At 69.1% G+C, this 22948-nt stretch carries 23 protein-coding genes and 4 pseudogenes; 14 read left to right on the forward strand and 13 right to left on the reverse strand.

Features of this window, described 5'->3' with window-relative positions:
• Positions 1-38 precede the first annotated feature (38 nt).
• Positions 39-863 (reverse strand): dienelactone hydrolase family protein, encoded by an 825-nt coding sequence (locus ACIRDU_RS28255; RefSeq protein ID WP_403584294.1) that lies wholly within the window; start codon positions 861-863, stop codon positions 39-41.
• 99 nt (positions 864-962) lie between these two features.
• Here ACIRDU_RS28255 and ACIRDU_RS28260 point away from each other — a divergent pair, with 99 nt between their 5' ends.
• On the forward strand, positions 963-1952 hold the full coding sequence (locus ACIRDU_RS28260) for a GlxA family transcriptional regulator (protein ID WP_403584296.1): 990 nt from the start codon (positions 963-965) through the stop codon (positions 1950-1952).
• 280 nt (positions 1953-2232) lie between these two features.
• The gene (locus tag ACIRDU_RS28265; RefSeq protein ID WP_403584298.1) at positions 2233-2613 is read left to right on the forward strand and encodes a hypothetical protein; all 381 of its coding nucleotides are present in this window, start codon (positions 2233-2235) and stop codon (positions 2611-2613) included.
• Positions 2614-2865: 252 nt separating this feature from the next.
• Here ACIRDU_RS28265 and ACIRDU_RS28270 read toward each other — a convergent pair.
• Positions 2866-3219 (reverse strand): annotated as a pseudogene (locus tag ACIRDU_RS28270) (MerR family transcriptional regulator); the annotation flags it as partial.
• Positions 3220-3453: 234 nt separating this feature from the next.
• Here ACIRDU_RS28270 and ACIRDU_RS28275 point away from each other — a divergent pair.
• Both ACIRDU_RS28275 and ACIRDU_RS28280 read left to right on the forward strand, forming a co-directional pair.
• A complete protein-coding gene (locus ACIRDU_RS28275; RefSeq protein WP_403584737.1) occupies positions 3454-3945 on the forward strand; it encodes a DUF2975 domain-containing protein in 492 nt (163 codons plus the stop codon).
• 206 nt (positions 3946-4151) lie between these two features.
• The gene (locus ACIRDU_RS28280; protein WP_403584300.1) at positions 4152-4334 is read left to right on the forward strand and encodes a hypothetical protein; all 183 of its coding nucleotides are present in this window, start codon (positions 4152-4154) and stop codon (positions 4332-4334) included.
• A 47-nt stretch (positions 4335-4381) separates the two neighbouring features.
• Here the strand turns inward: ACIRDU_RS28280 and ACIRDU_RS28285 are convergent, their stop codons facing one another.
• On the reverse strand, positions 4382-5371 hold the full coding sequence (locus tag ACIRDU_RS28285; protein ID WP_403584302.1) for a magnesium and cobalt transport protein CorA: 990 nt from the start codon (positions 5369-5371) through the stop codon (positions 4382-4384).
• Between the two features lie 163 nt (positions 5372-5534).
• On the opposite strand from ACIRDU_RS28285, the gene ACIRDU_RS28290 reads away from it, so the two are divergent.
• The 3 genes from ACIRDU_RS28290 to ACIRDU_RS28300 all read left to right on the forward strand — a co-directional run bounded on the left by ACIRDU_RS28290 (position 5535) and on the right by ACIRDU_RS28300 (position 7569).
• Complete coding sequence (locus ACIRDU_RS28290) at positions 5535-5738, forward strand: hypothetical protein (protein ID WP_403584304.1); 204 nt, start codon at positions 5535-5537, stop codon at positions 5736-5738.
• A gap of 142 nt (positions 5739-5880) precedes the next feature.
• Complete coding sequence (locus tag ACIRDU_RS28295; RefSeq protein ID WP_403584307.1) at positions 5881-6942, forward strand: YihY/virulence factor BrkB family protein; 1062 nt, start codon at positions 5881-5883, stop codon at positions 6940-6942.
• Positions 6943-7020: 78 nt separating this feature from the next.
• Positions 7021-7569 carry a phosphatase PAP2 family protein gene (locus tag ACIRDU_RS28300; protein WP_403584310.1) on the forward strand — a complete coding sequence of 183 codons (549 nt, stop codon included), beginning with the start codon at positions 7021-7023 and terminating at the stop codon, positions 7567-7569.
• Positions 7570-8012: 443 nt separating this feature from the next.
• On the opposite strand, the gene ACIRDU_RS28305 is transcribed toward ACIRDU_RS28300, so the two are convergent.
• Together ACIRDU_RS28305 and ACIRDU_RS28310 are read right to left on the reverse strand one after the other, a co-directional pair.
• Positions 8013-8492, reverse strand: coding sequence for an ATP-binding protein (locus ACIRDU_RS28305; RefSeq protein ID WP_403584312.1), 480 nt, complete (start codon positions 8490-8492; stop codon positions 8013-8015).
• 310 nt (positions 8493-8802) lie between these two features.
• Entirely contained in the window at positions 8803-9504 is a 702-nt protein-coding gene (locus ACIRDU_RS28310) for a restriction endonuclease (RefSeq protein ID WP_403584315.1), read from the reverse strand.
• Between the two features lie 393 nt (positions 9505-9897).
• On the opposite strand from ACIRDU_RS28310, the pseudogene ACIRDU_RS28315 reads away from it, so the two are divergent.
• The 6 genes and pseudogenes from ACIRDU_RS28315 to infA form a co-directional block, all read left to right on the forward strand.
• Positions 9898-10116: pseudogene (locus ACIRDU_RS28315) on the forward strand (class II glutamine amidotransferase); the annotation flags it as partial.
• Positions 10117-10229: 113 nt separating this feature from the next.
• On the forward strand, positions 10230-12932 hold the full coding sequence (locus ACIRDU_RS28320; protein WP_403584317.1) for a LuxR C-terminal-related transcriptional regulator: 2703 nt from the start codon (positions 10230-10232) through the stop codon (positions 12930-12932).
• A gap of 548 nt (positions 12933-13480) precedes the next feature.
• The gene (locus ACIRDU_RS28325; protein WP_175437358.1) at positions 13481-13678 is read left to right on the forward strand and encodes a hypothetical protein; all 198 of its coding nucleotides are present in this window, start codon (positions 13481-13483) and stop codon (positions 13676-13678) included.
• A gap of 162 nt (positions 13679-13840) precedes the next feature.
• Positions 13841-13936: pseudogene (locus tag ACIRDU_RS28330) on the forward strand (HdeD family acid-resistance protein); the annotation flags it as partial.
• Positions 13937-14355: 419 nt separating this feature from the next.
• A complete protein-coding gene (locus tag ACIRDU_RS28335; protein ID WP_403584321.1) occupies positions 14356-15147 on the forward strand; it encodes a GNAT family N-acetyltransferase in 792 nt (263 codons plus the stop codon).
• Complete coding sequence (gene infA / locus ACIRDU_RS28340) at positions 15144-15368, forward strand: translation initiation factor IF-1 (RefSeq protein ID WP_010981942.1); 225 nt, start codon at positions 15144-15146, stop codon at positions 15366-15368. The genes ACIRDU_RS28335 and infA overlap by 4 nt, the downstream gene beginning before the upstream one ends.
• Positions 15369-15586: 218 nt before the next feature.
• On the opposite strand, the gene ACIRDU_RS28345 is transcribed toward infA, so the two are convergent.
• From ACIRDU_RS28345 to ACIRDU_RS28370, 6 genes are all read right to left on the reverse strand, one after another.
• Positions 15587-15745, reverse strand: a complete 159-nt coding sequence (locus ACIRDU_RS28345; protein WP_403584323.1) for a hypothetical protein — start codon at positions 15743-15745, stop codon at positions 15587-15589.
• 321 nt (positions 15746-16066) lie between these two features.
• On the reverse strand, positions 16067-16804 hold the full coding sequence (locus tag ACIRDU_RS28350; protein ID WP_403584325.1) for a dienelactone hydrolase family protein: 738 nt from the start codon (positions 16802-16804) through the stop codon (positions 16067-16069).
• A gap of 167 nt (positions 16805-16971) precedes the next feature.
• The gene (locus ACIRDU_RS28355; protein WP_403584327.1) at positions 16972-17400 is read right to left on the reverse strand and encodes a hypothetical protein; all 429 of its coding nucleotides are present in this window, start codon (positions 17398-17400) and stop codon (positions 16972-16974) included.
• 486 nt (positions 17401-17886) lie between these two features.
• Positions 17887-18111, reverse strand: a complete 225-nt coding sequence (locus ACIRDU_RS28360) for a hypothetical protein (RefSeq protein WP_403584330.1) — start codon at positions 18109-18111, stop codon at positions 17887-17889.
• 5 nt (positions 18112-18116) lie between these two features.
• On the reverse strand, positions 18117-18977 hold the full coding sequence (locus tag ACIRDU_RS28365; protein WP_403584332.1) for a hypothetical protein: 861 nt from the start codon (positions 18975-18977) through the stop codon (positions 18117-18119).
• A gap of 326 nt (positions 18978-19303) precedes the next feature.
• Positions 19304-20122, reverse strand: coding sequence for a hypothetical protein (locus tag ACIRDU_RS28370; protein WP_403584335.1), 819 nt, complete (start codon positions 20120-20122; stop codon positions 19304-19306).
• Between the two features lie 315 nt (positions 20123-20437).
• Here ACIRDU_RS28370 and ACIRDU_RS28375 point away from each other — a divergent pair, with 315 nt between their 5' ends.
• Complete coding sequence (locus ACIRDU_RS28375) at positions 20438-21487, forward strand: LacI family DNA-binding transcriptional regulator (RefSeq protein WP_403584338.1); 1050 nt, start codon at positions 20438-20440, stop codon at positions 21485-21487.
• Positions 21488-21633: 146 nt separating this feature from the next.
• On the opposite strand, the gene ACIRDU_RS28380 is transcribed toward ACIRDU_RS28375, so the two are convergent.
• Positions 21634-21909 (reverse strand): acyl-CoA dehydrogenase family protein, encoded by a 276-nt coding sequence (locus ACIRDU_RS28380; protein WP_403584341.1) that lies wholly within the window; start codon positions 21907-21909, stop codon positions 21634-21636.
• Between the two features lie 88 nt (positions 21910-21997).
• A pseudogene (locus ACIRDU_RS28385) lies at positions 21998-22795 on the reverse strand (CaiB/BaiF CoA transferase family protein); the annotation flags it as partial.
• Positions 22796-22948 lie beyond the last annotated feature (153 nt).

The raw sequence follows: 22948 nt of genomic DNA on the forward strand, positions 1-22948 counted from the left end.
GACGCTTGAGCATCCTGATGCGATCGACGGGGCCCGGCTCATATCGGCTGCGTCCCGAGCCGCTTGGCCAGGAAGGCGATGATCTCGTTCCGAGCCTGCAGGGTGGGGTGGCCGTCCTGGTTGACGAGGTGTGCCGTGACGACGCTGTGGGCGCAACCGACGACGTCTCGGAAGAAGGGTGGAGGGTTCGTGTTAGCCGTCTCGGCTTTGAGTACGCGGCCGTCGAATGCGTCCCCGAGCAGCGCTCTGTAAGCCGCGAACCGCTGGCCGGTGCACCACTTGTCGTCGTCGAAGCGGTAGGCGAGAACCTCCAATTTGTCTCGCGCTATGCGTTCAGCCACAGCAGCAGCGTCTTCCTCGCTGATCTCCAGACCGCTGGGATCATCGAGCGGAAGCGAGGGATGGTTGACCACGGGTGCGATGACAGCGGGCTCGAGCGCCATGGTCAAGGCGAAGTTGCCGGTGAAACACAGTCCGACGGCGCCAACGCCAGGCCCGCCACACTCGGCGTGCGCGAGGCGAGCCAGGCCGCGCAGCCACGTGACGACGGGGCTTGTGCCGCCACCGGCAAACGCTCGGAACTCGGCGCTGACGCATGCGCGTCGAACGATGGTCTCGCGTGCCTCGGCGAGTGGATAGGCACCGTCGACGCCGAAAAGAGAGGGCAGGTACACGGAGAAGCCTGCATCACGGACCCAGCGCGCGAACCGCGCGACGTCGGGGCTGATGCCCGGCATCTCGGGCATGAGAATGACTGCCGGTCCTGACCCGGCGACGTACACGGTCTTGTCGACGTCACCGACGCTGACGGTTCTCCGCGAGAAGTCGTCCAAGGGGTCGCTCTGTCCTCGCATGTGTGTCATGACCGAGATGATGATGAGCGGCCACGCTCGTGAGAAGCGGCGGCATCGCCACGTATCCGGGTAATATCGCCACCCGTTCGACGGTGCCGGAGGGACCGCATGAGTCCGCTGCGAGTCGGTGTGCTGGCCTACCCTGGCTGCTTCGCGTCGGAGGTGTTCGGAGTCCCCGACCTCCTGGCCATGGCGACTCACGTCGCCGCGGCGCAAGGCTCGGTTCGGCCGGCCTACACCACGTCAGTCATCTCGCCCCGGCGGCGTGTGACCGCGTCCGGCGGCTCCGTCCTCGACGTCTCGGCCATTCGCCCCGTGGATATTCTGGTCGTGCCGGGCTTCGAGCTTGCGCCCACGCTCGATCTCGACGCGACACTCGCGAACCTGCAACCGGAAGCAGCGTCGATTCGATCGCAGGCGGCCACGGGGACCGCTGTCGTGTCGATCTGCGTGGGCGCCTTCCTGGTCGCTGAGGCCGGGCTGCTCGCAGGGCGCGAAGCGACCACGTCCTGGTTGTTCGCGGAGCGGTTCGCTCGCCGGTACGCCGATGTGCGTCTGCGCCCGGAGAGGTTGGTCGTCACCGACCGGGGGGTGACGACCACAGCGGCCTTCAGTGCCATGTACGACTTCGCGCTGCAGCTCATCCGCGAGCACGACGGCCCCCGCGTCGCCCGTAGCACCGCGCGTATCGCGCTGGTCGATGATGCACGTACCACGCAGGCTCCCTATGTCGACGTGGCGCTCATCCCCACGGTGGGCAGGGAGTTCTCGCTCAGCGTCAAACGGTGGCTCGACCAGAACGTCAGCGCTCGCTATGACCTGCCCACCCTCGCCCAGCAGTTCCACGTCAGTACGAGAACCATGCTCCGTCGCTTCGGCGAGGAAGCCGGCGAGACGCCCCTCGCATACCTGCAGAGGGTCCGGGTGCGTCGAGCCAGACACTTGCTGGAGACGACGGACAGGACTGTCGCAAGCATCGCCGCCGATGTCGGGTACCGCGACACCGGGGCATTCAGCGGCATCTTTGCCAGACACACGGGCCAGCGGCCGAGGGAGTACCGCGCGCTGTTCCACCGGCGTAGCGACCGCCACGGGTAACCCGGCCAACGGAGACGCGAGAACCGCCCGCGCCGGCAACTGGGCTCTCTCGGGGGGACGGTTCGTCTGCTTATGAGTGACTTACGCACCGGGTCCGCGCCCTCGCGCCGCAAGCCGGTGATGATTTGGTCGAACTGCGGCGGGCTCAGCCTCGGTGAACGGTGGGTTGTCCAGGGCCACGCCAAAGCCGTGATCACCCCAGCCGTGCGACACATCATTTCAGTTGCCGCCATGCCATCCCGCGACTGATCCTGAGCACCGGACAAGCAAGGAGGGCAGGATGGGGCTCATGCTGTTCCCCAGAGACGGCGACGTGAGCAGCCCGGACGTCTCATGGTCCTACACCGGCTTCAACATGTTCAGGCAGTGGCTGGCCCACGCGGAGGGTTTCACGCTTGCCGAGATGAACGGATTCGGTGGCGACCGCACGTGGAGCACTGTGTCCACGACACTGGCACCGCTGCTCGACCATCCAGACGATGAGGGCTCTCTCTCGCCCGCTCAATGTGCCGCCATGCTGCCAAGGTTGGAGTCGATCATAGATCCGCGGCAGCACGTTGACAGCGACCCCGTTCTCCAGCGACGCATCGATGACACTCGCCAACTGGTCACCGTCATGCGGTATTGCTTGGACAAGGACGTCGAGCTCATCTTCGGCTGACCGCCGCAGGCAGTCTCCCTTGAGAGGCGACCAGCAGTTACGGTGGGGAACGCGGCTCGTGCAGCGAGAGCCCGCTTCCCCCCACTGCCACGTCGTCGAACGCCCCAGTCCCCCGCGGCATGGGCCGTCTCACCCGGTCCGAAGAAGAAGGCGAATGGATTTCGGCCGAGTTGTCCACTTGGTGCAGGAGTTCCAGACGCTCCAGCACCCCGACTCCAAGGCGTCGAAGGCCCAGCCGGTGAGGGCCTCCACAGCGCGCTCCGCCCATGCCCGGACCTGCTCGACCTCGGCGTTGTCGGGTATCTCGGGTGTCATTGAGCGCCTGACCCCCGCGAACGTGGAGCGGGTGCCGAGACCGCCGAAGGCGGATTCGAGGAAGTCCGCGATCACACGTTGGCGTTCGTCCTCGGAGAGCTGGGCCGCCTTGTGCATGAAATCAGCAACCTCGGGAAGCGAGAGTTCCCGGTCCACGACCCTGCGGATCGTGGACAGGTCCAGGCCCAGGTCCCGCAGAGTACGCACAAGGTCAAGGCGCGCGACGGCGTCGATGGTGTAGAGGCGGTAGCCGGCCGAGCTGCGGTCCGTCGGCGCCACGATCCCGCGATCGTCTACGGGAGACTCAAGCCCGTCCGCCTGCCGACGGCCGACCACTCAAGAAATCCTGCCAACGCCTCTGCGGCACGCATCTCGCCCTCAGGTCTCGGTGCCCGTGGGGGCAAAGGGCGCCGGATACGCGCTGACTCGGCAATTCCTCGGGTGACACCACACCAGCCCTTGCTTCCTTGCTTTGCCTATCGACATTCGATAGATTCCCATCGCGGTTCGATGGAAAGTTGGGTCATGGGAAAGCTGACAGTAGGCGCGCTGCGTGCCGTGCTCGTGGTGGTGTTCGCCGGCACCGTGTTCGTACAGGCGTCGATGGGGTGGACGTTGGTCAGCGGGAGCGACCCGGAGGACGGGTCGCTCCCGCTGACCTCGCTGCGAGTGATCACGATCCTGGGCATGGTGTCGGTCCAGGTCGCCGTTGTCTGCGTATGGCGGCTGGTGACGATGGTGCGACGCAGAACCGTGTTCTCCCACGCCGCCTTCCGGTACGTGGACCTCGTGATCGGCGCCATCGTGACGGCTGCCCTCGCATGGTTCGCCGTCACGGCCCTCAATGCCCCGAGCCAACGAGCCGACCCGGGAGTCACCCTCATCATGGCCGGGGTTGGAGTGGCCATCCTGGGGGTCGCGCTCATCGTGTTCGTACTGCGGATGCTGCTCGCCCAGGCCGTCACGCGCGACGTCGAAGCGACGCGAATGCAGGCCGAGTTGGATGAAGTGATCTGATACCGATCGCCGTCGACAACGACGTGATGGCGCCGTCGGCCCGGCGTCGGCGAGACGGCATCCGGAACGACTGCCCCTGGCAACGGACGCCCGACGTTGCCGCGCTGACGGTGGAACCCAACTGTGCCTCATCTTCACACCGTTCACCGCTCAGCCTCTCCTCGGCACCGACCTCGCCGGCCAACGACCCACGCGTGCGGGTGCTGATGTCTCCGTGGGACATCGCCGCGGTCCGCGAACAGGCGAAGACCCCACCCACAGAACCTCAGCGGCAGCTGCTGGCCACCGAGATGGACGGCTACCGGCGTCTGGCCACCGACGGCGCACGGCTGGTCGCCCGCTTCATGCGCCGGGGACCCTGCTGCGATCACGCCCCTGACAGCACATAGAACAGCCAAGACCGGTCGTCGCCATCAGAGAATCGTCGGCCGGGGTGTCAGAGCCAGCCGTTGCGGCGGAACGCTCGGTACAGCAGTCCGGCCCCGAGGGCCATCACGGCCAGCGCGCACGGATAGCCGTAGCGCCAGCTCAGCTCAGGCATGTCGGCGAAGTTCATGCCGTAGATCCCGGCGACCATGGTGGGGATCGCCAGGATGGCCGCCCACGCGCTGATGCGGCGCATGTCGTCGTTCTGCCAGGTGCTCACCTTCGCCAGATGGGCGTCAAGGACGGAGCCGAGCAGGTCGTCCAAGGCGCGTACTTCGGTGTCGGTGCGGGTGAGATGGTCGGCGACGTCGCGGAAGTACGGCACCATCTCCTGCGGCCAGGCATCCCGGGGCACCGTGAGGTCGTGCACCACCGGAACCAGAGGCTGGACGGCGTCGCGGAACTCCACGACCTCCCGCTTGAGCGAGTAGATCTGCTCCGTCAGGTCGTCGCGGACGGGTGAGAACACACACCGTTCCAGGTCGGTGAGGTCCGTGCGGACCTGAGCCGCTGCCTGCGCGTAGGCGTCGACGATGACGTCGGTGACCGCATGCAGGACACTCACCGGGCCGAGCCGTGCCATCTGCGGGGCGTCTTCCAACCGGGCGGCCGCCTCCACCGTCGGGTCGAGTGAGCCGTGCCGGACGGTCAGGGCGAAGGACGGCCCGAGAAAGATCATCACCTCGCCGGTTTCCACGTCTGCGGTTCGCTCGACGAACCACAGTGTCTTGACGGCGACCGCCAGCACATCCCCGTAGCGTTCCTGCTTCGGTCGCTGGTGCGCTTGCACAGCGTCCTCGATCGCCAGGGGATGCAGCTTCAGGGACTCGCCCAGCCGCTGCAGCCGGTCCTGCTCAGGTTCGTCCATCCGGATCCAGGCGAACTCGTCCGGCTTCAGTACTGCCAGGCGGTCGAGGGCGACCTGGCATCCTTCGTCCTCCGGCCCGAACTCGATCTTTTCGCACTCGCCCGTCTGCTCTCGGTAGATCGCGCACTCCATGCCTCCCGGATGCTTCCGCCGCCGCGATCCATGCGCGGGCGGCACACAGACCCACACTTCGCGCGCCTCCTGCACCGTGCGGTCACCAGACCTTCACCTTTGTCTGCTGCAGGCGGAGCCTGGGTGGGAACCCGGGTGTCACCGACCGGGAGGGAACTGGGCTGTGATCACTGTCGCCGTGCTGCTGCTGCCGGCCCTGGGTGTGCTGCTGTATGTCATGGACCGTGTCGAGGACGGCTTATCTGCCCGTCCGTCGGCGGCCCGCCACGCCCGAAAACGTCACCTGCGGCTGGTCCGCAACGCCGGCCCCTCGGGCTCCGAGCGGAGTCCGGCTCGGCATTCCGGGCGACACAGCGAGGCAGCCTGACGGGAGCCGGGCAGGCGAAACGCGCCCGCCCGGTGCGCCTCCCCACCTCGACACGTTCGTCCTTTGAAGGTGAGCGTCCGCAGGGGACCCAGCCGCGCCTCGGCAACCCGATTGAGCCGGCACCTACGGGTACTCGGCGGGCATGAAGCCGCATCTTCCCAGGCGGAAAGAGCACTACGGCAGCGACGAGGCACCGGAGCGCGAGATCCCGCCGCCTGAGGAAGTGGGCCCGGGGCCAGCGGTGGAGCGGCGTGCACCGGACAGGCCGACGAAGCTGCCGAAGACGGCGTGGGCGGCCGTGCTGAAGGGGAGCCTGCGTGAGTTCACAGACGACGAGCTGACCGATCGGGCCGCGGCGTTGACGTACTACGGCCTGTTGTCGCTGTTCCCGGCTCTGCTGGTCCTGGTGTCGCTGCTCGGCCTCACCGGCAGGTCCACCACGGGCGCGGTGCTGGACAATCTCAAGCAGTTCACTCCCGGCTCCGCCCGCGACATCATCACCGGAGCCGTGACCCAGTTGCAGAGCAATGCCGGTATCGGGTCGATCATGGCGATCGTCGGCCTCGTTCTGGCGGTCTGGTCGGCCTCCGGATACGTGGCCGCGTTCATCCGCGCGGCCAACCGTGTCTACGACATGCCGGAGGGCCGCCCGGTGTGGAAGATCCTTCCCGTGCGGGTCGGGCTGACAGTCGTCCTGATGGTGCTCGCCGTCGCCAGCGCCCTGATCGTCGTCTTCACCGGCGCTCTGGCCCACCAGGCCGGCACAGCTCTCGGGATGGGCGACACCGCGCTGACAGTGTGGTCGATCGCCAAATGGCCCGTCCTGGTGGTCCTGATCACGATCATGATCGCGCTGCTGTACTGGGCCAGCCCGAACGCCGAGGTGAAGGGGTTCAGGTGGATCACACCAGGCAGTTTCCTCGCCCTGGTCATCTGGTTGATCGCCTGTGGCGCCTTCGCCTTTTACGTAGCCAACTTCGCTTCGTACAACAGGACTTACGGCACCATGGCCGGTGTCATCGTCTTCCTGGTGTGGCTGTGGATCAGCAACCTGGCGATTCTTCTCGGTCTGGAATTCGACGCGGAGATCGTCCGGCAGCGGGCGATCGCCGGCGGTCTGCGACCGGACAAGGAGCCCTACACCCAGCCCCGCGACACCAGGAAGTGGACCGAGAAGGACGTACGCCGGCTGGACGAAGCATGACCGTCGCCCAGCGGATGACGGACAGGTTCGGAACGAACAAGCTGCTTTACCTCGTAGCATTTGGGATAACCGCAGTTCATGAGGTTGCTTACGGGCTTGTTCGAGGTTGATCGGGTTCTGACACAGCAGGCGGCTTCCCGCATCCCACCGGCAGTCGCCAAGGCACTGTCGGCGGTCGAAGAGTCCGCGGAGAGCACGAAGCTCTGGTGCGGAGCCGCCGCAGCCATGGCCTGGCTGGGCGGATGGCGGGGCCGCAAGGCCGCAGCAGCCGGGCTCGGAGCCCTGGTGGTGGCGCAGCTGGTGTCGAACGGCTTGTGCAAGCAGCTCGCCGACCGCCCCAGGCCGCCCACGGAGTGGATCCCGCACGACGAGGTCGCCGACCGCCCCGACTCTTCCTCGTTCCCTTCCGGGCACACCGCGGCCGCAGTCGCCTTCACCGCCGCCATCAGCCCCACCTGGCCGAGCGCGGGCGCGCTGTGCGCCGTTCCAGCTGCCATGGTCGCCGTCGAGCGGGTGCAGTCGGGCGCCCACTATCCCAGCGACGTAGCCGCCGGTGCCGTGATCGGACTGGCCAGCGCCTGGCTCACGCGTCACGCCCCTGCCCTGCTGCTGCGCCACTGGCCATAGCCCGATCCGGCGCGGCGTGCGATGAGCGTGCCTGCGACGAAGCGTCCTCCTGGCCGCTGCCCTGGAGGGCTCGCCGCTCTGGGCCCCGTCCTCGCTACCGCCTGCCGATGCGCGGGGGATCGGGGACCTCCCTCTCCCCCGCCATCGGCACTGTTGCGCTCATCACCACACCGGCCCCGCCGAGCGGCGCCGGCAGCGCTGACGGCAACCTCGCCGACTTCGCCCCGCGCCTGGCAGAACGCCGATGACCAGGCCGGCCCACTTTCGGCGTCGGGCAGCGCCTACGGCTCCTGGTCATCGTAGGAATGCCTGGCAGGCAGCTCGACGGTGCTCGCGAGTTGACGTAGGGCGTTCGCCGGGTTTCGTTGCGCGTCCGCCCGGCCCAGCGGCCCCTCGATGACCATCGCGTCGGCGCGTACGCGACGCCTTCGAGGTGCGACCCGCTACCGCGGCGAGCGCCCAGCGAGGACAGCCTCCGGGCCGTCGGCCAGAACGAGGCGGGCCGTGATGCGCTTGCCGACCGCCTCCCTGTCGATGGACAGGCCCTCCGTCACCGCTTCGACGATCTCCAGACCGTGGCCGCCGATCCGGCCAGGATCGGCCGTCTGAGTGGCAGGGAGCGTGGGGTCGCTGTCCCACACGACGACTTCCACGGCGCGGACGGTGAGACCGAACTCCACGAGCACAGGGCCGTTGGCGTACTTGCACGCGTTGGTGACCAGTTCGCTGACCACCAGTTGAGTGAGGTCCTTCGCGCGCGCCGGCACCGGCAGGCCATAGTCGTCACCGGCCTGGTCGAGGAAGGCGACAGCATGCTGACGGGCGTCTGCGATGCAGCCGTCGTCGCCGCCCAAGGCGAAACCGACACGTATCAGATGCTCCTCCGGCGCTGCACATCCGTCACCGTCCACAGCACATCCCACTGGCCTCGACCTCGCTCCCCGTGTGCCGTGCCAGTACCCGCTGTTCCGCCCTGCATGCCGCACGGGTGGTGCGCGCAGCAGCCACTTGGGTGCATCGGACCGCACGGCTGGCGCGGATTCACCGGGCGCGCCCGGACCACCCGGCCCTGGATCGCAGTCGAGCAGACAGTGGCCCGCATGGCCGTCAGGGGCCGCTGCCTGGCGGAGCTCGACTACGTCTACGTGTGCGCCGACCGGAACTCGGCACATTTGCCGGGTTCCCCTCAATCACAGGCCACGGCTCTACCGAAGAAGCCGAAATGCTGCGCGTTCAGCTCAGCGATGTCGGCCGCCTCGGGGGCGGAACGGCCCGCAGCAGCTCCCAGAGTGGCCGTGAGCCCGAGGCCCACAGAGCCAGCGTCTGGCGGTCCACCACGTGCAGTCGCTGCTGCTTGGCGAAGGCGAGGGCCGGCGCGGTCACCCTGCCGTTCGTCACGATCACCGCGACGTCCGCGCCGTGCACCTGCCGGGCCGTTCCGTTCAGGACCTGCAGATCCGGTGTGCCCACCGCAGAGCCTCGGGCGCCGTCGCGGCGGTGCTTGCACTGGATCACCCAGCGTCGCCCGAGTGGGTCGGTGGCTTTCACGTCGGCGCCCAGGTCGCCGCCCCCGCCGACCCGCTGCGCGTCCCGGCAGCCGTCGCGGCGCATCAGGTCCCGGATCACCTCCTCGAACTTGGCGTGATGCACCGCGTCGAGCTGGGACAGCCCGTAGCGCAGCCCTTGCGCACGAACGGCCTCCCACCGGGCCTGCTGCCGCCGGTGGGAGAGCCAGGCCACGCCCGCGAGCACCGCGAGCACCAGGGCCGGCAGGAGCACCCACCAGTGGTCCAGCAGCCAGTTGACCACCATCACCACCAAGCCGATGACCGCCGTCGCCACCACAGCCAAGGCGATCAGCTGAGCGTCGTTCTGTTGTCGCCGCTTGCTCGGACGCCGGGTACGCCGCCGTGCCGCCGGTCGTCGACGCGTCACCGGCTCCCCTCCGCCTCAGGGAACCGGACGGGGTACGACACCGTGGGCCGCGGCTGTTCGATGCGCTGCGGCGGGACGTTGTCGAACCGGATCGGATACTGCACGGTCGACTGCGGCCGCGGAGCTACATCTCCGCTCCCGGCCGACGCGTTGCCGTTGCCCAACGCCACCACGGCCAACGCGAACCCGGCGAAGATCGTCATTTCTCGTCTGGCGCCCGCAGCCCACCGCGCATGCCCCCTCACCGGCGTCCCATCAGAGCGCACATACGGACGTACCCAAGGCATACAAGCCTCCCCCTCGAAGCCACATGACCGGATCGCCCATGGTGACAGCAGCCACTGACAATCGGTTGACGCAGCAGCACATAGAGTGATCAAGGAAGGCCTCGACAAGAGGTTCGCCCAGCACGTTCGCTCGAGTCTTTTCTTCGCCCACATCAGGGCGGCGACCGGGACGGCCGTGCAGCAGTCCGACTGCCACCCCTTCCGGCACGGCCGCCGGATGGATGCCAACGGGACGATCGACGGCTTCCGGCTCATGCGGCGTGATCTGGCGATGTCGGTCGATCCGGCGCTCTACCCCGACATCGAGGGTTCCACCGACTCCGAGTGTCAAGCGCAGGTCAGCGGGCCCACGGCTCGGTTGCCGCGCGCCTGAACGGGAAGGCTGGGATGCTGAGGGTTGAAGCGCTGCCCATGACGTGGCCCTGACCGACAGGGGTGATGAGCGCCGTGCCGGAAATCCATGAGGACCCTCAAGGACCGGCGGTTCCCCCCGTTCCGGCGCTCTCGCACACCGATCCCCTGGGCGATCCGTTTCTGCGCACCCGGTTCGCCCTCCCCGCGAGACCCCCCACGTTCCTGCGCCGTCAACGGCTCGCCGATCACCTCGACGAGGCTCTCAGGACGCCGTTGACTCTGATCAACGGCCCGGCCGGAGCCGGCAAGACCCTGCTGACCGCCGATTGGGCCTCCGGACTGGGCCCGCCGGTCGCCTGGCTCACCTTCGATGCGGGAGACCACCGCCCCGGGGTTTTCTGGGCCTACGTCCTGCAGGCCCTGTGCGCCTGCGGTGCCCCGGTGTCCGAAGCGGTCGGGACACCGGCGGAAGCCTCCAGGGTGGACCACAGGCTGTTGTCAGCACTCGCCGCCGAGCTGAACGACCGCGACCGGCCCGTGGTCCTTGTGCTCGACGAGTACGACCGCGTGACCGATACGAAGGTCGCGGAGCAGTTGGAGTTCGTCCTGCACCACGCCGGCCGGGGACTGCGCCTGGTCCTCGTCACCCGCATCGAACCACTGCTCCCCTTGCACCGTTACCGGGCAGGCGCCGAACTGACGGATATCCGCTCCGCCGAACTGGCCTTCACCCCCGAAGAGGCCGCCGCACTCCTGGAACTGCACGGTCTGAGCCTGCCGGTCCAGTCAGCGCGGACATTGGTCGACCGCACCCGGGGCTGGGCCGCCGGCCTGAGCCTGTCCGCCCTGGCCGCCAGGGAGCGCTCCGATCCCGAGCTCTATCTGAAGGAGTTCGAGGCAGACCGCAGCACGGTCGCGGACTTCCTGCTGGCCGAGGTCCTCAAGAGGCAGACGCCGCAGACGCAGGACCTCCTCCTGCGCGTCAGCGTCCTGGAGCGCTTCTGTCCCGATCTCGCCAACGCGCTGACCGACCGTATCGACGCCGAGCCCATCCTCGCCGGGCTGCACCACGACAACGCGTTCGTCGAGCGTCTCGGGCACTCGTGGTACCAACTCCACCCGTTGTTCGGCGAAATACTGCGGGCACATATGCGCGTTCGCCTGCCCGGGCTGGAGCCGGAACTCCACCGACAGGCCGCACAGTGGCTGCATCGCCACGGCTTCCTGCCGGAGACAGTCGCCCACGGCGCCGCGGCGGGCGACTGGGATCTCACCGCAGGTGCCCTCGTGGACGACCTCGCGATCGGGCGGCTCTTCACCGGCCCGAGCGCGGACGAGCTGGACCAGTTGTTCTCCCTCATGGGGCCCGAAGCGAGAAGCCCGGCCACGAACCTCGTCCGTGCCGCCCACGACCTCTGTCGGCACGACCTCGATCACGGCCTGACAAGCCTGCGCCAGGCCAAGGAGCAGCTTGCCGGTGACGCCCCCGACCTGGCGGCCGCCCGGCTGAGCTGCGCACTGCTCGAGGCCCTCGCCGCCCGGCTGACCGCATGCCCCCCAGAGGTGGAGAAGGCCGCCGAATCGGCCGCGGAACTGCGGCGGCAAGTGCCGGCTCGCCTCCTGGAGCGGCATCCCGAAGTCACCGCCCTCCTGATGACCCATGTGGGCTCGACACTCCTGTGGGCCGGGCGCTTCGAGGACGCACGTGCCGTCCTGACCACCGTGGCCGGTGCTCCCGGCGGAGCGTGTACCGAACTGCCCCGGGAGGAGGCGATGGGACATCTGGCCCTGCTGGACTATCTGAACGGCTGGCCAGGCCGGGCGGAGCGCAAGGCACTGGCGGCGGGGGCCGGAACGGACGGGCACGATCCGCCGCAGCCGTCCGGCTCCGCGATCGGACGGCTGGTGCTGGCCGCCGTGGCGGTCGAACGTCATGAACTGGGCCTGGCTCAGAAGCTCATCGACGACACGGCCGAACTCCCCTCCGCACGGCGTGATCCGGTGATGGCAGCGGGGCGCGCCCTCGCCACAGCTCGCCTCCTGATGGCCAGGGGGAAGGTACGAGCCGCGGTCGAGGCGGCGGATCCGGCCGTCCCCGCCGCCGTGGCTTCCCCGTGGGCCACGAGCAACGAAGCGTTCGTCACGTCCGCCGCTCACCTGGCCGAGGGACGGCCGGACAGAGCCGCCGAGGTCCTCCAGGCGGTCTCCGGCGACCAGCCCCTGTGCGCCGTGGAGGCCGCGGCCATCCAGCTCGCCGCACGACGTCCCGGCCCAGCCTTCGACCTGCTCGACAGCGTCCCCGGCGAAGGACGAACCGGCCCGGCGGTGACGGTGAGGGCAGCACTGGTGAGGGCTCGGGCCGCGGACTCGGAGGGAGACAGAGCCACTGCCCGCAAACTCGTGGCACAAGCGCTCCTCGACGCTCGGCGTGAGCGGCTGCGGCGTCCGTTCCTGGACGCCGGCGCGTGGATCCGGCCCCACATGGCCACCGCTCCCCTGCGGGAACTGGCGGCAGGCTGGCTCAGGCCCGCCCCGCCGCTCCACGGCGACCGGCTCCGACCGCAGTCGCCGTCGCCGCCCGCACCGCTCGTCGCGGTGGAGCTGAGCGCACGCGAGCACGACGTCCTGGACCGTGTGGCCCGGCTGATGTCTACGGAGGAGATCGCCGCCGATCTCTTCCTGTCGGTGAACACGGTGAAGACCCACCTCAAAAGCGTCTACCGGAAGCTGGCGGTGAACCGGCGGGGCGAGGCGGTGCGCCGCGCACGCGACCTCCGGTTGCTGTGAGGACGCGCCGGAACCCACTCTTCCGGGCCCGGGCGAGGACCGTACCTCCCCGTCGTGGGTGAGGCGCCCTGCGCGCACTTCGGGTGCGATGGAAGCAGTCGGCGAGGCATGCGCCGGCACATGCCCGGCACTCTACCGACGTACCGGGTCGCCGGGTCGGCCTGCCGGGCCGGCCATCAGGCACCCCCTCTCCGGGTCCTCATGCTGGGCTGGTCCGTCATCGAAGGGCTGGACACCGTGCTCATCGGTTCCCTTCTCATCGGCGCGCCGGCCCACGCCTTCACGGCGGGGGGGACCCCAGTCTCGAGGGCGACACCGATCCGCTCACGGGTCTCTTCGGACAGCCGCGGGTTGTCGTCCCGCAGGGAGCCACCCCTGTTCCAGGCCCACAACCGACCCGGCCCTCAAGTTCGTGCTGAAGCATTGATCCCGGCGTCCGTCACCCGGCGGGTCACCTGCTCCGGGTGAGGTATGAGCCGACGCGGAGGCGGACGATGGTTGAGAGGGCGCCGTCCGCCTGTCCCGGGCAGCCGTGGGAGGACAAGCTCGTGCGCTACGAGATCCGCGTCGAGGGACACCTGTCGGAAACGCTGGCCAAAGCCTTTCCGGAGCTGGGCCATGTGGTGATGGCCGGCCAGACGGTCCTGTTCGGCCCCGTCGTGGACGAAGCGCACCTGTACGGGCTGCTGGCACGCTGCCAGTCACTGGGACTGCGTGTCGTGGAGATGCGGCCGGTACCGGAGTGACGGGTCCGGCCGCATTTCCAGCCCCGGCTACTCCTGGCCTGCGTCCTAAACCGAACCAGGAGCCAACTGCGGTACAGCTATATCGACTGACGCGTTATCACCTCCATCGCCAGCGGCTTGGCGGAGGAACCGGCGCTGGTACCGCGCCCGCGGGCCCCTGTCGTGGCGTACGTCCTGGCCGGAGTGCTGCCCCTGCGCAACTCGCTGCAGACGATCACCGTGCTCTCGCTGATCACCGGCGTCGTGTGGGTGGTGTCCGTACGCCCCCACCCCTACGGCCTGACACTTGCACCCGCAGCGCCGCGGGCCCGGGTGCGTCCGCCGCGCTCGAGTCGGCCTGTAAGTGCGCAGGCACCAGGACACGTGGGCGGCTGGTCCTGCTGCACCGAGGAAAGACAGCGGCGGTGGACGATGCCCCGCTGGGCGCCGGGAGGAAGGGTTGGAGGCGCGTGCATCTCGCGCATCCCTTTGCCCAACGCCGTGACGGGGGAAAAGGGTTTGAGCGAGGCGGCGCCCCGCTGCTACTTTCGCGGCGGACCGTGAAGTCGTCGTTTGGAGGTGAGCCCCGTGAACACAGTTACCCGTGGGTGCTCCCTCAACCCGTCACGGTCCGGCGGCTGACGTTCGGTGTCGCCAGGAGCGCCTGAGATCGAGGCACTCCTGGAAGGGAGACTCCGATGGACACAAAGCCCTTCACATCTGGCCTGAGCGAGGACGCGGTGATGATCACGCGCGTCGCGGACAGGCAATGGCATGCACTGGATGACGACTTGGTGGTCGGCCGCGGGCACGCGGAGCACCGGCCCGACGGACGCTTGTTCATCAGCATCGACGCCTGGCACGACGCCGCCTTCGACCGGCTCGCAGAGGCGATGCTTCCGGAACTGCCGACGCCGCTGTACACGGTGGTCGACGAAGCCGACGTCGAGCTGACGGCGGGCTGGCAGCGGGCCGGTTTCACGATCCGGCGCCGCGAATGGGAGTACGTGGTGCCGACCGACCCGCAGGTCACAGGGCTCGACGCGGCCCTGCCGCCTTCGGGCGTGACGATCGTGCCCGCCGGTCAGGCGGACGAGAGTCTGCTGCGGGAGGTGGACCGCGCGATCCGTGACGAAGTCGAGGCGACCGTCGGGTGGCAGTCGATGCCCGCGGAGGTGATTCCCCGCCCCGAAAGCGACACAGTCGTCGACCCGTCGAAGTACGCGGTGGCAACGGCACCGGACCGTTACCTGGGTCTGATCCGGGTGGTGACGGTGAACCGGCCGCGCATCGGGCTGCTCGCGGTCCGGGCCGGCGAGCAGCGCCGCGGCATCGCACGGGCACTGCTGGCCCACACGCTGGGGACGCTGCACCGCTCCGGGTTCGCCGCGGCCTGGGCCGAAGTCCACGAGTCCAACCAGGCAGCCTCGGCGTTGTTCGAGGGCATCGGCGCCCGGCCGATGAGCAGCAACCTGGAGCTGGTGCGATGACGAAGAACAAGAACGTCATCGAAGTCGAGGGCAAGGTCGTCGAGTGCCTGCGCAGCGCCATGTTCACCGTGGAGCTCGAGAACGGCCACCAGGTGCTCGCGCACATCAGCGGGAAGATCCGCAAGAACTACATCAAGATCATGCTGGAGGACCGGGTGCTGGTGGAGCTCCCGCCCTACGACCTGACGCGCGGCCGGATCGTGTTCCGGTACCGGAACTGAGCCGCGGCCGGCACCTGCCGCGGTAGTTGATCCCGGGGCCCGGTCAGGCGTTTGCGTGACCGGGCCCCCGATGCTTCTCGGGCAAGGGCAGCAGCAGCGGCGTGATCAGCGCCCACAGGTCGAGGATGTCAGAAGCTGCCCTCGGTGTCGGATGTGACAAGTGGTCGGCGCCGCTGTCGGGAGTGGCGTGAACCAGGCCCGCCAGAACCCCAACGCGCCTACGCCGTTGCCGCTGCGACGGAATCGAACAGGGCGTCCGCCATCGGCATCAGCGACAGGCCCTGTCCGATCGACGCCAGCCGAGCGGCAGGCAGGTCCCGCGCCGCACCGCGCAGGGCCTCTCCTTCAGCGATCACTGCTTGCAGGTCGTAACCCATCCCAACGCCCCCTCAAGATCGAGGGTTCCATCTCGTCCCAGACGGCGAAGGTGAACCCGCGCGGTACTCCCTCCCAATACCACCACACCCCTGGCGGGTTCTCGCCGGAGCACCGTCCAGATCCCTCGAACCCGCTGGTTTCGGAGATCGACCGACGTGCTTGTCCCGAGGGCCTGGTCACCCGGCGACAGTTACGCGAGCGAGGACTGAGCCCCGGCGGGCACGGCCCGGTCGCGGTGCTGCGCTTTGCGCCTCGGACTTCCGCCCAGGGGGTGACGGCGTGACGTCGGCAGCCGGGTTCGCCGCGGTCTTCGCGGTGCGTCATGCCCCCAGGTCCTCCGTCTCTGGCAGGCACTCGGCGAGCAGGTCGACGACGTCGCGCCAGGCTCGCTGCGCGTGCTGTGCGTGGTAGCCGACGCCGGGGACCACGGGGTGGTCGACCGGCGGGTGGTGGAAGGCGTGCAAGGCGCCGCCATAGACCGCGAGGCGCCAGTCGACGCCCGCAGCCTGCATCTCAACGGTGAACGCGTTTCGTTGCGCGGGCGGCATGATCGGGTCTTCCGATCCGACCCCGGCCCACACCGGGCAGCGGATGCGCGCTGCCTCGCCCGGTCGGCCCGTGGTAGTTGCGTTGACTGTCCCGATCGCCCGCAGGTTGACGCCGGCTCGCCCGAGTTCCAGCGCGATGGCGCCCCCGGTGCCGTAGCCGATGGCGGCGATCCGGTCGGGGTCGGTCCGGGGCTCGGTGCGCAACTCGTCGAGCGCCGCGTGGCCGATGCACCGCATCCGGTCGGGATCAGCGAGCAGTGGCATGCAACGGGCCAGCATCTCCTCGGGGTCACCCAAATAGCGCCCGCCGTGAAGGTCGAAGGCCAGCGCTACATATCCCAGCTCGGCGAGAGCATCGGCCCGGCGGCGCTCGACGTCGCTGAGCCCCATGCCCTCTGGCCCGAGCAGCACTGCGGGCCGGCGGTCGACACCGGCCGGGAGCGCGAGGTGCCCGATCATCGTCAAACCGTCGGCCGGGTACTCGACCGTACGCGTCGTAATCGTCCTCATGAGACTGGACGGTAGTGATCGTCGAGCCCGGTCCGGCCGCTGTTCTGCCGCTGGCAGAACAGCGTAGGTGTCCCTCTGAAATACGGGACGGGTCCGGCACTCAGGGCTTCAAAATCATCCCGTTGCCCCTTTGGCGCGTATCTCGGTCACACCCCTGTATGGGCTGATCATTGCTGGCAGACCGATAACTGATCGTCTCGATCCAGCGTCAGCTCCGTATGACCTACCGCACCGTCAAGCAACTCGCGGAAGCGAATGCGCCGGAGGAACTGTTCCGCGGCCAATGGCAGAACCGGCCGACCAAGCTCGATGCGTTCAAGCCGTATCTCCACCAGCGGTGGGATGACGGCTGCACCAATGCCTGGCAGCTGTGGGAGGAGATCACCGAGTGCGGTTACCGCGGCGGCTACGGCGCCGTCCGCGACTACCTGCGCCCCCTGCGAACGAAACCACGTCCCCCGGACGTCCGGCCACCCTCGGTCAGAACGGTCTCCGGCTGGCTGCTCACCCACCCCGGCGCTCTCCGGGAGGACAATCGGCTGCGGCTGAAGACTGCGCTCGCCACCTGCCTCGAACTCGAAGCCCTGGCTGGTCACATCCGCGCCTTGCCCGGATGCTCACCCAGCGCGAAGGCAAGCAGATCACGGAGGGGATCGCAGCCGTCCGCGCCGATGACCTCCCTGCCTCCACACCTTCGCCAACGGCCTCGAACGCGACCTGGACGCGGTCACCGCAGGTTGCTCTACCCCTTGGACCTCCGGCGTCGTCGAAGGTCACGTCAAGAGTCTTCGGCAGCCAGATGTCCCCATACACCGGGTTCCGCAGCAGAGCTGTGCTCTGTCGTCGCGATGAAGTCGAGCCCGGCGGCGCGGGCTCCCAGCGCCGACTCAGGCCGAAAACCATTCGGACGTCCGCGGCTTGCCAAGGACCACTGCTCCGCCGATGTCGCTCCCTGGGTCCGCTGGATGGTGGTCCATGCGACCTCGTCGCGCGCGTGTTGCCTTGGGTGTCACCCGGTAGCTGGAGCCGCGGGCTGCCTTCGCGATTCGTTTGGCCGCCTGGCTGTGACCCGCCCCGGGGGCTCACGCCGGATCCGGCAGGTCCATCAGCGCGAGCTTGGCCGGGTCGATCACGACCGTGATGTCGGTGATGCGGCCGTCGACAACGGTGAACGCGACGACCGACAGCGGGGTGCCGTCCTCGCGCCAGGAAACGATGCCCGGTAGGCCGCACCCGACTTGGCACTGCGGGCCTTGGCCGCTCGAACCAGTCCGTTCCTTGTGCGCCGGCTCCCGCCCAGCACACATCGAGGTCACTCCCGCCGTGTCTCCGGTCCGCCGTAGTCGGGACTGGTGTAGTCGGGACTCGTGTAGTCGGGACGGTTGTAACCGAGGTGAGGCGTGTGCCGGTGCGGGGTCAGCGGTGGTCCCGTATCCCGTGATGCGCCGGGGCTCGGGTCGCTGAGGACAGCTCGCAGAAACGGCAGGATGCCGCGTTCCAGCAGGGCCTCACGCCAGGCTTCTTTCGCTCTGGTCACCTCTTCGTTCAGTTCCGCGTATGCGCCCGCGTCCGACACGGGCCGGTGCCGTAGGGCGGTGACGAGCAGCCCGACGGCGGCGGCCAGGATCGCGAAGGCGGTCACGGCGCCGAACACCCAACCGGTGACGAGCATGGTCCGCGCGAAAGCCGACTCCGGGTCGAGCATCTTCAGGATGTAGCCGAGGAGCAGGAAGATCGCTGTCGCGGTCGCCGTCAGCACGGGTACGAGGACCGCGGCGACCGCTCCGGCGCCCGCGTCGGCGGTCCCGGCGGCCTCGGCCACAGTGGTGGCGAGACCTGCCGGGTGCCTGCCCGGGCTTGTGGAACCCCTGTCGGGCGTGGACGGTGCCGGCTGGCGCAGTTCCTCACGGACCTTGACGTAGTACTGATACTCGGTCGCTGCGGAGGCCGTGATGAGTGCCGTGGCGTTGAGCGCCATGGTGCGCAGTTGCTCCGGGTTGAGCCGCTGTCCGACAGCGGCGAGGTCCGGGCGGTGCGGTGCTGAGCGCAGCGCCTCGTCGAGGACCCGCTCGTATTCCTGGCGGTCCTCGATCAGTAGGTGCTGCGGAGCACTGCCGCCTCCCCCGGCGGTCCACCGGGGACTTGTGCTGACGACCTGGAGTGGCCTCGGCATCGGCTGCGGGGTGAAGTCCGAACGGTCGGCCAGAGGCGACGTGGGCGGTCGATCCGGCACCCTGCGCGCAGAAGTCGGTGTCGCGGAAGTCGGCGGCGCGTCGGCGGGAGGAGCGGAGGCATGCGACGTCGAGGAGCGCGGCGTCGGCGCATGGTGCTTGGAGGCATGGGATGCAGGCGGGCGGATTCGGATGCCCACGAGGGAGGCGAGCAGACGGCGCCCCAGGGGAACGCGGCTCTGCTGCTCGGGCGTGGGGGGTGTGGGGCCTGGCCGCTCGGCGCCCAGGATGCTCGCCGCGATACGCCGGTGCAGGGATGACGCCCGGGTCATGCCATTCCCTCCTGCCCGCCAACCGGTCCCTGGGATGAGGGAGGTGTTGTATGACCGCCTTGTCGCCGACCCGGCTCGGCCGCGGTGTCCGACGGGAGGCCGACGGACCTGAGGCCCATCGCCTCCTGGTCCTGCGTGGCGTCACCCTGGCGCGTGGGCGGTGTGGGGAGCACGCCGGGTGAAAGACCGGAACCGGACTGAGCGGAGAAGGGTTCGGCCTGGGCGGCGGGTCTCGGGCGAGGCGGGGGTGGTTGGGTCCGCCGCTCCGGCTCCGGCAGCGCGACCGGCCCCTCCGTTGCCGACCTCGGCCGTGATGCAGGCTCCGTTGTCGGCTCCGGTCCGGCAGAGGCCGAATCGACGCGCTGGGCGGGTTCCAGGGCAGGAGTGGCCGGGGGCGGGGCCGTGAGCGGGTCGGCTTGCTGAGCAGGGTGCGAGGCTCCCGGCTCGACGCCCGCCTGCGACAGCACCGCGCCATTGAGCGCGTCGTTCACCGACTGGACACGGCCGAGCTGAGTCAGGATCACCGGCGCCGAGAGGCCGACGACAACGGCCGCGTAGGCGCCGCTGATCTGCCCTGTGGTGCCGAAGAGAACGGCGGCTCCAGCACCCATCGCGCTGTGCACCACCGCCGCGACAGGATCGCCGACAGGATCGAAGTATGTCTTGAACAGCGGCGGTTCATCCGCCTGCCCCGGCGGTAATCGCCGGTGAGCACGACGGTCGGTCTGCCAGTCGAGGAACCGGATATACACGTCCAGCAGCCCACGCAACGCACCTCCCGCCGCGCCCAGCAGGATCAGCGTCGGCACGTCCACGGCTGCCCCCGGTCGGTACCAACTACCGGGTTCCGGCCCTCGGGACCCGCCACCGAAAGGGTAAGGCCCGCTGCCCCTCCGCGTCAGCCGGACAGCCTGGCCACGTTTCTTCCCGGTCGCCGGGCGCGGTCGCCTCTACACGCGGCCAGTCCACCAACAGCATCCGTACTGCCACGCCCATCACCGCGAGGACGACGATCGGGACGGTACGCAGAGCAGCTCTCTGTCCAGCGAAAATTCACCGCTGGCCTTTGCGGCCGGAGGCTAACGTGTCCGACGCCCGGTGAACTGAACTGCCCTGAAGCGGAGACAGTGTTGACTGAACGACCGAACGGACAGCGCCCCACACTCCAGGACGTAGCGCGCCGGGCGGGGGTGTCGAGATCCACCGTGTCGCGGGTGATCAACGGCGAGCCGAAGGTGCGGGCCGACGTTGCCGAACGCGTCCGGACAGTGGTGTCCGAACTCGGCTACGTACCGAACCAAGCCGCCCGCAGCCTTGTCACGCGCCGCAACAACGCTGTCGCCGTCGTGGTCACAGAACCTCAGAACCGGCTCTTCGTGGACCCCTATTTCGACTGCCATCTCCGGGGCATCCGGCAGGAACTCGTCCAGCGAGGAGCGCAGCCTGTGCTGCTGTTCATCGAAGAGCCGGACGACTACCCGCGCGTGGGCGCCTTCCTGGGCGGCGGCCACGTCGACGGCGCGCTGCTGTTCTCGCTGCGAGCCGACGACCCGTTGCCGGGCATGGTCGAACAGATGGGCCTGCCCGCCATCTTCGGCGGCCGTCCGGTCATCGGCCGCGGACACCGCAGCCACGGCTGCACCCACGTCGACGCCGACAACCGCGGCGGAGCCAGGGAAGCCGTCCGGTACCTCGTGGGGCAGGGACGCCGGCACATCGGAACGATCACCGGGCCGCTCAACCAGGTTTCCGCGATCGACCGCCTCGACGGCTTCCGCGACGTGCTCGTGGACGCCCCACCCCGGCTGATCGCGGAGGGCGACTTCACGCTTCAGGGCGGCGCGGACGCCATGGCCCTGCTTCTCGACCGGTGCCCGCGGCTGGACGCTGTTTTCGCGGCCTCGGACCTCATGGCGTCCGGTGCCCTGCGGGTACTCGAGGAGCGGGGGCGCAGAGTGCCGGATGATGTGGCCATCGTCGGCTTCGACGACCTGGCGCCCATCGCCGAGGCGACGTCTCCGCCCCTGACCACCGTGCACCAGGACATCGAGGGCATGGGACGCCTGATGGCACGGCTGCTGCTCCACCGCACGCCGGACAGGTCTGCGACGGCAGACGGCGGCCACTCGCTGGCCTCCGTGGTCACCCCGACACGTCTGGTCGTACGGGAATCCGCCTGACCGACGGTCGCCTCCATCCCCGCTCCCCCACCCCGCTCGGCTCTGCGAGGACAGCGACGATGAGCGATCAGGTCGAGTGGGCCGGTGGCTGGTCCCGAACCCGTCGACGCAGTCGACCGCGGCGGTCAGAACATGGAACGGCTACTTCAGCACTTCCCGCGACGGGCAGCGGATCTTCGACCTCTACCCCTACGGCGGCTTCGCCGAGTACATGACCGCGCCGCGCCGATCACACCCAACTTGCCCGGTTCCGACGCGAGTTCGCGGGCGAAGTGAGCGTTCTCGAACCACTCACCGATGTGCGGGCGCACCCGGTCGGCGAGGAACTTGGCGACGGTGGCCTGGATCTCGCGCTCCTCGTCGGTGAGGACGGATGCGATGTCGAGCAGGTCGACGGGGTCCTTCAGGGGCTTGCCGCTCATGCTGGGGTTCCTTGTCATCAAGGTCGGAAGATCGAGATCGGTGAGGTGCCGGTGCCGGCGCCCCGTGCGGCCGGGGCCGCGCTCCGCGTCAGCCGGAGGCATCGGCGGAGCGGTCCAGTGGGCCGTCGAGGATCTCCGCGGTGTGCCGGCCCAGGCCGGGCGGAGGCAGTCGGTACCGCGCGGGTGTCCCGCTCAGCACGATGGGGTGCGCCACCTGGCGGGAGGGTCCGCCCTCTCCGCCGTCGGCGGGTCCGCCGGGGACGTCGACGATGCCTGGAAGGCCCAGCTTGTGGGCGAAGGCGAAGGCGTCGTCGAGGGTGTTGACCGGTCCGGCGGGCACCCCTGCCGCGAGCAGGACGGCCGACCAGTGGTCGGCGCTCGCCGCACCGAGCCGCCCGGTCAGGATGTCCCGCAGTTCGACGCGGTGTGCGACCCGGTCCGCGTTGGTGCGGAAACGATTGTCGAGGGCGAGACCGGGCTCCCCGAGGGCCTCGCAAAGCGCCGCGAACTGCCGGTCGTTGCCCACCGCGAGGGCGATCGGCCGATCGGCGGTGGGGAGGGTTTCGTACGGCGCGATGCTCGGGTGCGCATTGCCCATGCGCCCCGGGACCACACCGGCGACGGCGAACGCCGAGGCTTGGTTGACCATCGCCAACAGCAGCGAGTTGAGCAGATTCACCTCCACCAGTTGCCCCTCGCCGGTGGCGTCCCGGTGCCGGAGGGCCGCCAGGATGCCGAGGGAGGCATGCAGCCCGGTGATCACGTCGACGAGGGCCACACCTGCCTTCACCGGCTCCCCGTGTGCCTCCCCGGTCACGCTCATGAGGCCTCCGACAGCCTGCACGAGCAGGTCGTATCCGGGGATAGCCGCGCCCGCAGCGGAGCCTGGCCGACACGGCGGACCAGGACCCCGGCACCGATGCTGCGCTCCCGTCTGAAGGCGGTGGCTCCGCGGGCACGGCAGAACGAGCGACGGTAGGCGGGGGTGCCGCACCAGAGGCACCGCTGGAAGAAGAGGTCGCGGCGTGTCGCCGGCGGT

It is taken from the genome of Streptomyces sp. NPDC093598 (genome assembly GCF_044764825.1).
Lineage (GTDB): Bacteria > Actinomycetota > Actinomycetes > Streptomycetales > Streptomycetaceae > Streptomyces.